This is a genomic window from Collinsella sp. CLA-ER-H11 (genome assembly GCF_040092445.1).
Taxonomy (GTDB): domain Bacteria; phylum Actinomycetota; class Coriobacteriia; order Coriobacteriales; family Coriobacteriaceae; genus Collinsella.
Genome location: NZ_JBBNLN010000008.1, coordinates 70,881 through 84,658 on the forward strand (window position 1 = coordinate 70,881; position 13,778 = coordinate 84,658).

Consider the following 13,778-nt stretch of genomic DNA (forward strand, 5'->3'; position numbering starts at 1 on the left):
ATCGAATCCGCATAGCGTGGACCCAATGTCCGGATAGCGCTCCCGCATTGCTGCAGACAGTCCTGTGGGTGTTTCCCGCAGGCCCACCAGGTTGTTCGTGCCCGAAAAACCCAGTTCGGCGGGTTTCGCCTCCCCACGGGGTCAAAGCCTGCCGGCTCGCCCGCGGCTCTTCGTGCCCGCGCCTCTATCAAGTGGTAACGACCCTATCACGTTGCACTTTACCAAACAAGAGTATTCGTATATAACGTTTAAAAAATGCAGCAATATGCTGGAAACATGTGTGCCACAATCCTGTATCACAATAAGTTGCAACAGATGTGCCTCACGAAGGGATTCTCTATGACCGAGCTCCAAGAACTCCGTCGCTATCGCCGCGATCTCCATCGCATTCCGGAGCTCGATTTCGATCTTCCGCAGACTATCGCCTATATCGAGGGCGTGTTGGCGCCGCTCGCTTGCGAGGTGACCCATCCGTGTCCCAGCTGCGTCTGCGCTTTCTTCGACGCTGGCGTTGGTGCCGCGCGTGCCACGGCGATTCGCGCCGATATGGATGCGCTGCCCATCGCGGAGGCGACGGGAGCGGCCTTTGCCTCGATCCATCCCGGCAAGATGCACGCTTGCGGACATGATGGACACATGGCCATGGCACTTGCCGCCGCGACGTATGTCGACCGTACGATTCGCGAGCAGCCGGGCGCCATGAGGCGCAACGTGCTCTTTGTGTTCCAGCCGGCCGAGGAAACGACCGGTGGCGCCAAGACGGTGTGCGAGAGCGGCGTGTTCGAGCGCTACGGGGCAGATCGCATCTTCGGGTTCCACGTATGGCCCGACCTGCCTGCAAACACTTTGGTGAGCTGCTCCGGTCCATTGCTGGCGCGCTCGAGTGAGACGCACGTGCGCATTCACGGGACAAGTATCCATATCGCCAAGACTTACGGCGTTCCCGTAAACGAATCACACGATGCGGCGCTGGCGGCTGCCAAGTTCTTGGTCGCCGAGCGCGAATTGATGGACGAGTTGGGTGCCGACGAGCCCTGCATTGGTAAGTTCGGCCTGCTGCAGGCCGGCACCGTCTGCAATGCGGTGGCGGGGGAGGCCCATGTTGCCGGCAGCCTGCGTGTGTTTACAGACGACATGTTCGACCGTGCACGCGAGGGCGTGCACCGCGTGCTTGATGAGGCATGCGCTGCAACGGGCTGCACGTACGATCTCGACTTTGCCGAGGGCTATCCGCCGGTTGACAACGACCCCGAGCTATTTGCCAATGTCGCGCCTGCTTTGCCCGAGCTGCAGCTCGTGGATGAGCCTTTGCTGATTGCCGAGGACTTCGCTTTCTATCAGCGCCATCTGCCGGGTGTGTTCTTCTTGCTGGGCACGGGTGTGCCAGAGGGGCAAGAAAACCCGATTGACGCTGATGGCTGCCCAGCCTATGCGATGAGTGCCCTTCACACCGATACCATGCTCTTTGACGAGGAAGTCCTGCTCAAAGGACTCGATGTCTACAAACGATTGCTTGACTTGGAGTGACGATGGAACGACGTCGACAGTCTGCCGTGTATAGTCCGGGTGGGTGCGGGTGCGGCTTGCTGCTGCTCCCGGTTATTGCTGTGAGCATTGGCGTGATGTTTGCGCTTGCTGGACTGGCGGCAGCGGCACTTGTGCTGTTGATTGTGGCCATTGGCGTGACGATTTGGCTCTGCCGCAATCGCGAGCAACGCCGTGCCGACGGTAACACCAATGTCGGCTGGGTCGTCTTCCTGATTATTGCGTACCCGCTGAGCATCAGTTACTTGGCGTTCTTTATCCTGCTGCTCATCAGCACCTTTACTGGGGAATCCATCACGGTGGGGTAGGCTTCGACAAGCTTCTTGAGGATGAAACGAAAAAGGGGTCGGATGGGCGCTTTGCCCATCCGACCCCTTTCGCACGGTAGTTAATTCGGTCTCCTACTTTGCTGCCTCGCGGCGAGCGACCTCGTCGATCAAGATGGCATCGCCGTGCTTGGCGGCGGCAATGCTCGCGGCCATAAACATGCCCATTGCCGTGATGTAGGCGAAGAGCATCGACGGCGCCACGTCCATAACGATGCCGGAGAGAATCGGTGTCGCCACCTGAGCCGCCATGCTCACGGTGTAGTAGTAACCGGAGTAGCGACCCACGCTTTGGGAGCTGCAGCACTCCAGAATCATCGTGTACACGCACAGGTCCACGCCGCCCAGCGCAACGCCCATCAACAAAAAGACGCCGTACAGCACGGGCGAGAAACCGGGTGCCAGCCAAAGAAGCGCGGGGCATAAAACCATGATGACGGCGGTGCCCAGGGCGACCTTTTTACGGCCGATTTTGAGCGAAAGATTTGCCAGGGGTACGTAGCTTAGCAGCGCGCCTGCAATCGTCACGATATTGATGATGGCATAGGAACCGCCCTCCATGCCGTAGAACATATCGGCATAACGGCTGATATTGGTGGTCATGGCGTTATAGCTCATGTAATAGAAAAACGTTGCGGCGAGCAGCATGATGATGGAGCGGCGTACGCCGGCGTCTGCAATGCGATTTTTACCGCCGGCCTCGGGGGAGTCATCTTTGTCAATCTGATCCTCGTCGATGCCCATGGACAGCGATTTCTCGCGCATCTTTTCGACGAGGGCGGGCTCACGGACAAAGACGCCGTAGACAACGGCCGACACGAGGATAAAGACGGCCTGCAAGATAAAGAGCGGGAGATAATCGGGTTTGTCGGCCTTGGGAACCATGACCGAGATGGCGACGAGCATAAGGCCCGTTCCCGCATAGCCGACGATCTTTTCGATTGAGTCCGCCTTGGTTCGAAGTGGGCGAGGCGTAATATCGGCCACAATGGCAACCGTCATGGTGCGGTAGGCGCATATTGCAAAAAGCGTGAGGATAATCGCGCCAATGAGCAGAGGTAGGCTGCCCATGTTGTTGGCGATCGCGATGAGCGGGACGGAGAGCATTGCCACCGCGGAGCCGCCCAAGATAAAGGGCGTTCGACGCCCGAGTTTGCTTGCGCAGCGGTCCGAGAGGATGCCAAAGAGCGGAAGCAGGAACAGGCCAAAGACATTATCGATGGCCATGATCGCGCCGGTGAGCGAGTTGGATAGGCCAAAGGTCCCTGTGAGCATCTTGGGAACGATGCCGTCGTAGACCTGCCAAAAGCTGATCATGCCCATAAAGGGTAGGGAGGCGAGGGCGACGGCCTTGGTGTCGAGCCGGGCCGCCCGCTTAAGATTTGGTTGGGTCATGCTGGTTCTCCTGGTCGGTAAAAGCGGAGAGGGTGCTATCGGCCCCCGTTCTACAGTTGTTCAAGGTTGGCGAGAAACGCCACATAGAATTCGATGCCGCGCTTGTAGACGTCGACGCCGATGCGTTCGTTGGCGGCATGGATGAGCTTGCGCGCCTCGCCCGAGTAGATAAAGCCGCAGAAGCGGTAGACGCGACCGCAGATCTCGTTGAACTCGCGCGAGTCGGTACAGGAGTTCTGCACGTAGGGAGCAAAGCCGGCCTCGGGATAGACACCCGACACGCAGCGATGGATGTAGTTGAAGGCGGCATCGTCTTCGTAAGTCGAGATGGGCGCGGGCTCGGTGTAGGGAATCGCCTCGTTGATTTCGACGGTGACATGGTCGGGGCTTACGCCCGAGGCGCGGCACTGCTGGGCGGCGAGCTTGCGGGCGCGCTCAACGGCATCGGCGATGGTCTCGAACGGAGCGATGCGCACGTTGAAGTTGGCGCGAGCAACTGGTGGCAGCACATTGTGCGCATTGGAGCCTTCGAGCTGCGTGAGCGCATAGGTTGTGCGCAGCATGGCCGAGGTCTCGGGGCTGGCGGCCATAATCTTGGTAACCGCGGGGCGCGTGAGCCACAGGTTGCCAAAGATTGCCTGATACGTCGCGCTGCTACGGGCACCCAACTCGGTCAGTGTGGCCTCGACGGCGGGCGTGAGCTGCGGCTTGCCGGGGTTGGCCGAGATAGTCTCGCATACACGGCAGAGAAGACGGCAGGCATCGTTTGCCGCAGGCGTAGAGGCATGGCCGCCGTCGGCGCGCGCCGTGACGGTAAGGTCGACGTGGCCCTTCTCGGACACGCCTACCATGGCAACGGGTTCGGTGACGCCGAGCGGGGCGTCGGTTGCCACGGCACCACCCTCATCGAGCACCATGTAGGGATGGATGTTATGCTCGCGAAGCCACTGCACTGCATGGGTTGCAGTAGGTGCGGCGATTTCCTCGCCATCGCTCGAGAAGAACCAGACATCGCGCGGGGGAACGAAGCCCTGGGCAATCAAATGCTCGGCGGCCTCGAAGAAAGCCGAGACGATGCACTTGGTGTCGAGTGATCCGCGGGCCCAGATCTCGCCGTCGAAGATCTCGGCTCCAAAGGGATCGTGCTTCCAGTCTTGGCCCTCGACGGGCACGACGTCCTGATGCGCCATCATGACGATGGGGTCCAAGGCGGAATCGGCGCCAGGCCAACGCAGGAGCATGCCAAAGTCGTCGACGCGTGTGAGCTCGGCGACTTTAAAGAAATGCGGATAAAGTCGCTGAAGCGTGGGAATCCACTGGCTGAAGGGCTCATCATCGCGCTCGGCGATGTTCTCACGCGAAACGGTGGGGATGCGCAGCAATTCGCAAAAGCGCTCGACGGCTGCCTCGTCTGCCTTGTAGGTGCCTGCATCAAGAGGCGCGCCCTGTGCGACCGATACCGATGCTCCCATGGTGGGACTCCTTTCGTGTTGTATATCGAATACGTCAAGATTATCGCCCGCACCGCGCGTGGGAAATGGCGAAACACGTTGTTCATTTGCGGGCGGCGGGTCGGATAGCCTTAGCCGACGATGACCGTGCCGTCTTCGGTCACGGTGATGGCGTCTCCCGTCGACACAGCATCGAGAAACTCATCGCCCAGGTTGTCAATGGTGGGCATGGGGGTGTCGGTCCATACACCCGAGAGGATCGCGCCAGCGGCGGCAAGGCTGTCAATGGGTTTGGAAAACAGCAGGCATGCGGGTTGGCGCCCCATTTTGGTGGCGCAGAAGAGCACCATGCCGCCTGTGGTGGAGCCGATAGTCTGCGGAAGACACAAGGCACATCCCGCCAAAGGTTTGCCGTACAAGTCGGGATTGTTTTGGTCGGAACACGTGGCCTTTTTGTCGCCAAACATCAGTGCCTTCTGAAACGATGCGAGTGTGTTGAGCCCTCCGTGAGAGACAAGTGCCTTGGCGTGGGCAGTTCCGGGGACAACGACGCGGCCGTGAAAGATTTTTTCCATGAGGAGTCGCCTTCCTATTTGATTGGTTTTCCGGTGGTGACGTAGGCGAGCACCTCGTCGTCGGTGTAGTAGCGCGATGCCGAGTACGTACGCAACTTGTTGGAGTTGGTGATGATGGGCATGATGCCGCACAGCGGGTTGTTGGTGTACATAAGCGGGCAGATGCTCGAGACGACGGCACCGGTAGTCGAGAGGCGTCTGTATGCCGCAGTCTTGCGGAAGGCGTCTGCCACGGATGGGGCGGCGGTCAGTACGGTGGGTACTTGCACGCGGCACTTGCCGGAGGCGCTCAGCCCATCGCAGATGGCGTCTGCCCAATGGGCGAGTTGTGCAGACGAGAGGTGGGGGCAGCCGATGAAGGCAAGCTTGGGGCGCGCGCCCGGGTTCTTCCACATAACGGGGTAGCTCGAGCGGATGCGTTCCAGCTCGGCGTCGTCAATGCGATAGATTTGGGCGTCTGGTGCTATGAGGTGTTCGCCTTGTTCGACGGCCTCGGGCGTGATGCCGTCCACGTGGTAGAGCCCGACAGCGCCGTTCGATGCGCTGGCGGCGCCCATGTCCTTAAGGTAGTCCTGCGTGCCGGGTGTGAGTTCGCGGCCAAGCCAGCGGTCGAGGCCTTTAATGTAAGGGACGTCTTCCATCACCTTCATGCCAATGGCGCTGCCAAGCACTTGCGCTTCGGGCTTGCGCTTACAGTCGACTTCGATGATCCAGGTCGCCTTGCGGCCCTCATCGGTGAGCAGGCCGAATTCCGGGACAAAGCCGGCAATTGAGCCGAACATCTCGATGATGCCGGAGTTGCGATTGCAGCGAGCGCCCAGCACGGAGTTGGCAAAGACCACGGCGCTGCTTTCTGCCCAGCTTAGGATGTCGCCACGCCGAGGTCGATTGCCAACCTCGGGCTGGTAGCAGGTGCAGGTGAAAGCATCGTTGTCCAATAGACCCATGCTGCGCAGCTGTGCCTCATAATCGTCTTGTTTGGAATACATAATCTTGAACAGCAGCTTTTGCAGCGGGTTGGCCGGGACGGCGGGGTCGAGGGGCCTCGGGTCGACCGAGAATGACTGACCGGACAGGGCGCCGTCTTTCAGCAGCTCATCCATAAGGTCATAGACTGGACCGAGCATGGAGAGGCCAAAACTTGTGACAAGATGACCGTTTGCGCCGGTCACGGGAACCATACGCTCGGCGCCAAAGCATTCGCCGTACATAACGAGGGTCTTGACCACTTTGGCCATGGCGGGGCCCTTGGCGCCATCGAGCAGGGCTTGTTGTTGGGAGGTCAGGTTCATCTGTGAGCCCATCCTTTCGTGTTAGATATTGGTGCCGAGTCGGTATGCCGCACGGACCGCTTCGAGCACACGGCCGGGCGCAAACCCATCGCCGATGTTATGCAGCTCGTCAGCGGCGTGCGTCTGCTGCAGTTTGTAGAACAGCGCGTCGTCGGGGTGTCCGCCGCAGGCAATGATTACCAAGTCGCAGGTTAGCTCGAGTGACTTCCAGTCGTTGCCGATTTTGGGTGCAAGCGGGTTTTCGACGTTCTCGGGCAAGACCGGTGACCACGAGACGTAGGGGTCGGGAACGTTTTTGTGGCAGTTGCGACTCAAGTGGAGACGCGCACACCTCGATGGGGCTCCAGACTCGCGTTTGCCGCCGACTTCCGCGCGCTCGACGCGTGTCATATTGAGGAGCCGCACATTGCGTCCCCTGAGCGTATGGAGTAGGTGGCCGCGATTTGCCGTGCAGGCGCCCTGCATCATGTGAGGCAGCATTTCAATTACGCTGACCTGTGGTATGCCGTGTTCGACGGTGAGCCATTGGGCAACCTCGCAGCCCACGGCCCCTCCGCCAATGATGGTGACGGTTTTGGCGTTGCCAAGCAGCGCGGGTTGGCGCAGTAGCTGCGTTGCCAGCACGGCATGACCCGATGCTGCAAGCTCCGTAAGACCGGGGATGGGCGGTATTGCATTGGAAGTGCCTGTCGCGCACACGATTGCGTCGAAGCCTGCTTTTGCAAGATCTTCGGCGCGTGCTGCCCGTCCAAGTTCGAGTGTCAGGTTCCCGTTGGGTTTTTCTGCCTGCTCGCGCACCTGTCGAACAAGATATGATCGGTAGTTATCGAGGTCGAACTTGATCCGGGCGGCGCTGGCGGAGAGGAGTTTTCCTCCAAGTTCATCTTCGGCATCGATGAGCTTTACGTCGTGGCCACGACGCGCGGCGATTAGCGCACAGACCATCCCAGCGGGTCCGGCTCCTATCACCGCTATGCGTTTGGGTTCTTTGGCGGGAGCGGGTGTCTGGGGCATGAGGTATTCAAAGCTGCAGCGTGGATTGACGGCACACTGCGGATGGCCCCCTTCGACAAACTCGTTGAGGCATCCTTCCTGGCATCCGATGCAGGGGCGAATATCTGTCACGCGACCGGCGTACGCCTTGTTAGGCCACTCGGGATCCGCAAGCAGCGGGCGTCCGAGCATGATCATATCGGCGTCGCCATTGCGAAGGGCGCGTTCGGCAATGTCGGGGTAGCCCAACTTACCCACCGCGACAACGGGTACGGGAAGGCCGGCATTGGAGCGGATATTGTCGGCGGCAAAGCGCTCTCGAACGGCGCGCGCCACGGGAACGAAGCAGCCTGCGGGCATGCTCGCAGGCGGGTGGGGCATCCACCAGTTGTCATAGCAACCAAGGTCGACGTCAAAGATGTCTACTCCCGCCGCCACGAGCTCTTCCATATAACCCAGGGTCTGTTCGACTGTGCGGCCGCCGCGCATGCGTCCCAGATAGGTCGAATTCATGACCTGCTCGTCATAGGTTTCCTCGAGTGCAAGCGAAAGGTCGATGCGGTACATGATGGGGTAGTCGGGCCCAACGCGGCGACGGATTTCTTTGATCATATCGAGGCCAAACTGACGCCAATCGGCATAACGTCCGAGCTTGCGATGGTTAAAGGCGGGGTTTCCGAGCTGCTCGATAAGATAACCCTCGTGCCCGTGCAAATAGACGCCATCGATGCCCATGGCATGAGCATCGGCCGCCGCTTGGCCGATATTGTTTACGATACGGCGCAGCTTTTGGTCCGAGAGGCGCATGCATGGAATGGCGGGGATGTAGTAGTTAGGCAAGAAACTCGCCGAGACCGGAAACTTCTTTTGCGTGATGAGGCATTGCGGGTTGCCCACGCGGCCGAGTCCGGCCGTAAGCTGGACAAAAATGCGCGATCCGAAGGCATGGACACCTTGGGCAAGGTCGCGCCAGCCTGCCATAACGGTTCGGCTTCGATCGATGCGCGGGAAATAGGTGAGCTTGTCCAGCTCGGTGACCGTGGTATCGATGCCGTGGCTTACCGGCACGAGTCCTGTTGTGATGAGGCCGCAGCCGCCTTTGGCGCGGGCGAAAAAGTACTGCAGCATCATGCCACTGGGGCGGCCAGTTTCCTCGCACATGTCGATATTGCCCATCGGTGCCATGACAATGTGGTTTTTGACGGTGAGCTTGTTAATTTTGATGGGAGAGAAGAGCTTGTCAAAAGGATAGAGCTCTTGTGTCATGCGGGACGATCCGCAACCGGAATTTTTGGCGGGCCAGCTGTCGAATGAGTCGACGAGTTGCTGCACCAGTACGTCTTTTCCCAATGAGGTTCCTTTCAGATGTTGACAAGGTAACAAAGCAGTTTACGTCTAAATGTTTAATAGTCAACAACAAAGGTATGAGTTCGGTGAAGGAAAAAAGACTCAATGAGCGTCGGATGGCAAGTTGTGTCGCGACATTAGCTCCCAGCTAATGAATTTGAACTCGCTGCCTCCTACGATGTGCTGTGTGCCGGCACGGTAGCCGGATCGTGGGAAGGATGCATAATGGCAAAAGAGGGAAAGAAGCCGATCGGCAAGATCATTCTGGGTGTCATCGTGGTGCTTGTTGTTGCCGGCGTCGTAGGTTCTATGGGCGGTAACTCGTCTGATTCGTCTACGGGTGATGCAGCAAAGCCTGCCGAACAGACTCAGCAAGTCGAGGAGCAAAAAGAGGCACAAGAACCCTATACGGTTTCGGATGAGGCCGGGGATGCGTCTAATCAGTTCGCGTATAAGATCACTGGCACATTGACCAATAATACGGATAAAGAGCAAAGCTACATTCAGATTGAGTATGTTCTGTATGACGCAGACGGCAATCAGGTGGGAACGGCTCTTGCGAACACCAACCATCTCAAAGCGGGCGGCACCTGGAAGTTCGAAGCGATGAGCACGGTATCTCCCGACCAGGTTGCCAGCTGGGAACGTTCTGACGTGAGCGGTTTTTAACTAGAATTAAAAACATGGTTACTATGCGAGCTGGGGGGTGAGGCCATATGCCCGATAAGAAGCTAACCGAAGAGTTGCTCAACGAGCTGCTCGATGCTCCGAGTATCGAGGGCTATATCAAAGAGCACGACTTTACCGCCCCGTCGCTTTCGGGGTATCTGAAACAGCTTTTGGAAGAAAAGGGGCTGGAGCGTTCGCGCGTGGTGCGTATGGCCGACCTCAACGAGACGTTTGGCTATCAGATCTTTACCGGTGCGCGGCATCCGAGCCGCAATAAGGTGCTGCAGATTGCCTTTGCCATGGCGCTGACGCTCAAGGAGACCAACCGCGCCTTGACGGCGGCGGGCGTCAATGTCCTCAACTGCAAGGACCGCCGTGACGCCATCATCATTTTCTGTATCGATCGTGGCTGCAGCCTGCAAAAGGTGAACGAGGAGCTGTATCGCTTTGGTGAAGAGACGGTGAGCTAACAGCTAGCTGCCGGCGGAAGCGGTGTTCACGATATTTAGAACGTGCAGGGCACGGGCGTCATGGGGCGTCCGTGCCCTGCGTTATTATGGACGCTATGGATACTCAGAGCCCAACATATTCCGATGATGAGCTGACTGCTGCGCTCGCCGGACACCTGGCGTCACTTGAGCGTGATGACAGTTATCGCGTAGACCGTGTGCTCAAGCACTCCGACGTCGAGACGACCGAGCTCGTGTACTTTGAGGGCTCCGGCGGAGGATCTCTTGGCCCCTTTGTTCGCAAGCGCATCGACGCGTCGGCCCAGATTGGCGGGGCGTATGAACGCCTGTTTGCGGCCCAGCATGCTGGGCGACGTTACGAGCACTTGCCTCGGATTGTCGATTGCCGCCGCGTGGGCGACGAGCTTTGCGTGGTCATGGAATACATCGAAGGCGAAACGCTCGGGGCCCTGGTGGGGCGTTTGGGTGCGACGCCCGATTATGCTTGTGAGCTGTTTGGCGCCCTTTGTGATGCAGTTGCGGAGCTCCATGCCGGCTTTGCGTCGGCGGGGGAGATGGCCGCTCCGGTGATCCATCGCGACCTAAAGCCCTCGAATATCATCGTGTCGGGCGCAAACTATACGCCCGATACAGGCATGACGTTTTCATCGCTGGTGATTATCGATTTGGGAATCGCTCGCGTGTGGCGCGAGGGAGCCGATGCCGATACCGTTAAGTTTGGCACGCGTCCCTATGCGCCGCCCGAGCAGTATGGTTTTGGCCAGACGAGCGTGCGCAGCGATGTCTATGCGCTCGGTGCCCTGCTGTTCTTTTGTCTGACGGGGGCCGATCCCAAGCCAGGTCGGAACATACGCGAGCAATGCGAGGCACGTGACGTCCCCGCCTCGCTTGCCGATGTTATTTGCATGGCGATGGCGCTCGATCCGGACAAGCGCTTTGCAAGCGCGAAGGCGCTAGGGCACGCTGCACGCGCATCGTATGCGTCGTCCGCGCCGAATGCTGCTTCCTTTCAAGAGCCTCCGGAGCGGCGAGCCGTGTGCCCTGCGCCCGTGCTCCCCACGGATCAGTCTCAGGGTGGATTGCCGTTGGTGCCTGAGCGCCCGAATTTACTCTCCCGCATTCCCGACACCGTTGGGCGCATTTGGAACGCATTCGTCTATCTTTCGCTACTTGTTTTCTTTGCCGGAAGCCATTTTGCCGTTTTTCATCCTACGGGCGCCAACCAAAACTACCCGATGTGGTTTCTCGCGATTGAGTATTTTATCTTCGTCGACGGTCTCGTAGTGCTCATCCATTTTGTGATGCTCGACAAACGCCGCCTTCGCCGGCGGTTTGAGCTACTCGATAGATACCGCGGTAAAAAGCTTGCAAAGCTTTGGCTCAAGGCTATGGGTGTGCTCTTGTTGGCAATGATTATCATTGTTGCCATTGCAAACGCGACTGGCGTCGTCGATACCTCCGTCGCGTAAAAGAAAAAGGGCCCCAATTGGGGCCCTTTGACGTTGATCTTAGATGCGGTTCATCTGGGTTGCAACCTTGTTGTACCAGTCCTGCCACGTGGGCGGGCAGTACTTTTTGGCTGCTGCCGGGGTAAGGGTGGAGCCGTAGTTGGCGCCCAGATAGGCAACGTGAGCGGAGATGCCCTCGCTCCAGCTGCCAAAGCTGCGCCAACCGCCGCCACGGGCACTCCAGCCCCAGGCGTTGTAAGAATTGGCGCAATAAGCACCCTTGGTGCTCTCGATGCAGGCGATGGCGGGGGACCAACGGGGGTCGACACCGGTATTCCAAGCGGCGACGGCAAAGTTATAGCCCTGGCCTGCCATGGGGGAGCCGGCGAGATAATTGTCGATGCGGCTCGTCCACTCATTAATGAACGAATCGTAATCGGAGCTACCGGTATTGGCGTTGTTCACCGTGGTGTCGATGGTGGTGTTGGTGTTGGTGGCCTGGCTGCTGGAATTGCTGCCGCTTACGCCCTCGCCCGAGAGCTTCTCGGCGGCAGCGGCCTTATCGGCCTCAAGCTTGGCAAGCTCGGCGGAATTTTCCTGCTCGGCTTTTGCCTGTGCCTCGCTGCGGAGCTGCTGGGCCTGTGCCAGCGCATCCTCGGCGTTTTTCTGCTCTGCCTCAAGCTGAGACTTGGCTTGCTGGAGCTCGGCTTTGTTCTGCTCGAGTTCGGTTTGCATGTTATTGAGCTGTTCGATCTCGTCGACGCTCGAGCTCGTGATCTGGTTGGTGTATTTGCAGGTCGTGATGAACTCACCCAGGCTCTGCGCGTTGACCAGGAAGCTCACGATGGGATTGGTGCCCTTCTGATACTTGTACAGATCGCGCATGGCGGAGCTTGCCTTGGCCTGCTGCTCGGGAAGCTTGGCCTCGATTTCCTCGATGCTTGCCTCATTGGAGTCAATCTGCTTTTGCAGGTCATCGAGTTTGGTGCGGGCGTCGTTGTAGGCGCTCGTGGCGGCTTCGATCTTCTGCTGGGCTGCGGAAAGCTGGTCCTGCGTTGCCTGCGAGGCGGCATACGCCGCAACGGGGGAGAGCATCGGCGTGGCCGTCAGCGCAACGGCGAGCACGGCGCTCGTGATGATACGAGCCGGCTTCGACGCAATGAACGCTGCGGTGCGATGATTCGAATGCTGCATCCAGTCCCTCTGCAATCAATCGTAGGTTATGGTTCGAACGGTATTCTACTACTGCTTTCGACCTCAACTTGAACCTTAAAGGTTCCAAAGGGTCAAGTTGAACTTGAGGCTTTGGCTTTGACCTGCAGTTATGATGAATTGTTGAGAAACCATAGAGTTCAACTTTAACGTTACAGAGCTCTGTTTGAGAGGAGTTTTGGGCTGTAAAAGCCATCTCAACGTGGGGTTTTATAACTACAGCGTGCCCTTCTGGCGAGCCTGCTCAATCTCTTCGAGGGCCTCGGCGGGGGTGAACGAACAGGTGCCGTCGCCGAGCTTGACTACCTGGATTTCGTCACCGGCGTTGACCTCTCCGCCCTTTAGTACCACGCCGAAAACGCCCTCGTGGGGAAAGATGCAGTCGCCGGCGAGATAGTAGATGGCGCAACGGGTGTGGCAGACCTTGCCGATTTGGCTGATTTCGACGAGCACGTCGCTTCCAAGCTTGAGCTGTGTGCCCAAAGGGAGCGAGAGCAGGTTGATGCCCCGGGTTGTGAAGTTCTCCCCAAAGTCACCCTCGTGTACGTCGAGCCCGCGTGCCTGCGCCGTCTGGATGGACTCCGCGGCTAAAAAGGAAACCTGACGGTGCCAATGTCCGGCGTGCGCATCGGAGGCGAGGCCAAATTGCTCTATAACGGTGTCGCGTCCATCGGCGACGGGCGACTTGCGAGTGCCCTTGTGTACCGACGTGTTGATCGAGACGATGTGGGCGGGTCCGTTGTAGGCGTCGTTTGCCGTGCACAGGGGAGCGGTCGCTTTCGCACGTTTCGCCAGCTCGCGCCTCGCGGCATTGAGGATGGGATTATCGGTCGGATGGTCTTGGGGCACGTGCGCGCCTTTCGCTCGAGGATGTCAATACACTGAATCCTACAACAATGGTAGGTTCATTGCCCATTGTCATACAACGGTGAGCGCCGTCTTCGTGCTGGCCTTCGTGCTGGACAATTACGTTGATTGCCATAGATACGGTGGAGCTTTGGGCGCCGGCGGCTTGGCACGCTAGAATAAATCAGTTGCGCAAAGACCGCCCGTTG

Annotated in this window: 12 protein-coding genes and 1 riboswitch; of the genes, 5 read left to right on the top strand and 7 right to left on the bottom strand. The window is 58.7% G+C overall.

Annotated features, from left to right (window positions below; translation table 11 throughout):
* Positions 1-26 precede the first annotated feature (26 nt).
* Positions 27-195: riboswitch (Lysine riboswitch) on the bottom strand.
* 144 nt (positions 196-339) lie between these two features.
* Both AAAX35_RS07080 and AAAX35_RS07085 read left to right on the top strand, forming a co-directional pair.
* Positions 340-1,527 carry an N-acetyldiaminopimelate deacetylase gene (locus tag AAAX35_RS07080; protein ID WP_229090624.1) on the top strand — a complete coding sequence of 396 codons (1,188 nt, stop codon included), beginning with the start codon at positions 340-342 and terminating at the stop codon, positions 1,525-1,527.
* Positions 1,528-1,529: 2 nt separating this feature from the next.
* Positions 1,530-1,853: a hypothetical protein gene (locus tag AAAX35_RS07085; RefSeq protein ID WP_195544160.1), complete on the top strand. Its 324-nt coding sequence runs from the start codon at positions 1,530-1,532 to the stop codon at positions 1,851-1,853.
* 93 nt (positions 1,854-1,946) lie between these two features.
* Here the strand turns inward: AAAX35_RS07085 and AAAX35_RS07090 are convergent, their stop codons facing one another.
* From AAAX35_RS07090 to AAAX35_RS07110, 5 genes are all read right to left on the bottom strand, one after another.
* Positions 1,947-3,266: an MFS transporter gene (locus AAAX35_RS07090; RefSeq protein WP_349117182.1), complete on the bottom strand. Its 1,320-nt coding sequence runs from the start codon at positions 3,264-3,266 to the stop codon at positions 1,947-1,949.
* A gap of 50 nt (positions 3,267-3,316) precedes the next feature.
* Positions 3,317-4,738, bottom strand: a complete 1,422-nt coding sequence (locus AAAX35_RS07095; protein ID WP_195544162.1) for a M20/M25/M40 family metallo-hydrolase — start codon at positions 4,736-4,738, stop codon at positions 3,317-3,319.
* 110 nt (positions 4,739-4,848) lie between these two features.
* Positions 4,849-5,292 (bottom strand): DUF126 domain-containing protein, encoded by a 444-nt coding sequence (locus tag AAAX35_RS07100; RefSeq protein WP_195544163.1) that lies wholly within the window; start codon positions 5,290-5,292, stop codon positions 4,849-4,851.
* Between the two features lie 14 nt (positions 5,293-5,306).
* On the bottom strand, positions 5,307-6,584 hold the full coding sequence (locus AAAX35_RS07105) for an aconitase X (protein WP_195544164.1): 1,278 nt from the start codon (positions 6,582-6,584) through the stop codon (positions 5,307-5,309).
* Between the two features lie 21 nt (positions 6,585-6,605).
* Entirely contained in the window at positions 6,606-8,927 is a 2,322-nt protein-coding gene (locus AAAX35_RS07110; protein ID WP_349117183.1) for an NAD(P)/FAD-dependent oxidoreductase, read from the bottom strand.
* Positions 8,928-9,149: 222 nt separating this feature from the next.
* On the opposite strand from AAAX35_RS07110, the gene AAAX35_RS07115 reads away from it, so the two are divergent.
* From AAAX35_RS07115 to AAAX35_RS07125, 3 genes are all read left to right on the top strand, one after another.
* Positions 9,150-9,593, top strand: coding sequence for a DUF3426 domain-containing protein (locus AAAX35_RS07115; protein WP_195544165.1), 444 nt, complete (start codon positions 9,150-9,152; stop codon positions 9,591-9,593).
* Positions 9,594-9,640: 47 nt separating this feature from the next.
* Complete coding sequence (locus AAAX35_RS07120; protein WP_118081799.1) at positions 9,641-10,063, top strand: XRE family transcriptional regulator; 423 nt, start codon at positions 9,641-9,643, stop codon at positions 10,061-10,063.
* Positions 10,064-10,134: 71 nt separating this feature from the next.
* Positions 10,135-11,532: a serine/threonine-protein kinase gene (locus AAAX35_RS07125; RefSeq protein WP_195544166.1), complete on the top strand. Its 1,398-nt coding sequence runs from the start codon at positions 10,135-10,137 to the stop codon at positions 11,530-11,532.
* Between the two features lie 39 nt (positions 11,533-11,571).
* Here AAAX35_RS07125 and AAAX35_RS07130 read toward each other — a convergent pair whose 3' ends face one another.
* Together AAAX35_RS07130 and AAAX35_RS07135 are read right to left on the bottom strand one after the other, a co-directional pair.
* Entirely contained in the window at positions 11,572-12,705 is a 1,134-nt protein-coding gene (locus tag AAAX35_RS07130; protein ID WP_349117184.1) for a hypothetical protein, read from the bottom strand.
* 234 nt (positions 12,706-12,939) lie between these two features.
* The gene (locus AAAX35_RS07135; protein WP_349117185.1) at positions 12,940-13,572 is read right to left on the bottom strand and encodes an MOSC domain-containing protein; all 633 of its coding nucleotides are present in this window, start codon (positions 13,570-13,572) and stop codon (positions 12,940-12,942) included.
* Between the last annotated feature and the right edge of the window lie 206 nt (positions 13,573-13,778).

Excerpts from the sequence above, each read along its gene's own strand:
- AAAX35_RS07130 (WP_349117184.1), bottom strand. The coding sequence starts at position 12,705 with ATGCAGCATTCGAATCATCGCACCGCAGCGTTCATTGCGTCGAAGCCG.
- AAAX35_RS07085 (WP_195544160.1), top strand. The coding sequence starts at position 1,530 with ATGGAACGACGTCGACAGTCTGCCGTGTATAGTCCGGGTGGGTGCGGG.
- AAAX35_RS07120 (WP_118081799.1), top strand. The coding sequence starts at position 9,641 with ATGCCCGATAAGAAGCTAACCGAAGAGTTGCTCAACGAGCTGCTCGAT.
- AAAX35_RS07090 (WP_349117182.1), bottom strand. The coding sequence starts at position 3,266 with ATGACCCAACCAAATCTTAAGCGGGCGGCCCGGCTCGACACCAAGGCC.
- AAAX35_RS07080 (WP_229090624.1), top strand. The coding sequence starts at position 340 with ATGACCGAGCTCCAAGAACTCCGTCGCTATCGCCGCGATCTCCATCGC.
- AAAX35_RS07115 (WP_195544165.1), top strand. The coding sequence starts at position 9,150 with ATGGCAAAAGAGGGAAAGAAGCCGATCGGCAAGATCATTCTGGGTGTC.
- AAAX35_RS07100 (WP_195544163.1), bottom strand. The coding sequence starts at position 5,292 with ATGGAAAAAATCTTTCACGGCCGCGTCGTTGTCCCCGGAACTGCCCAC.
- AAAX35_RS07095 (WP_195544162.1), bottom strand. The coding sequence starts at position 4,738 with ATGGGAGCATCGGTATCGGTCGCACAGGGCGCGCCTCTTGATGCAGGC.
- AAAX35_RS07105 (WP_195544164.1), bottom strand. The coding sequence starts at position 6,584 with ATGAACCTGACCTCCCAACAACAAGCCCTGCTCGATGGCGCCAAGGGC.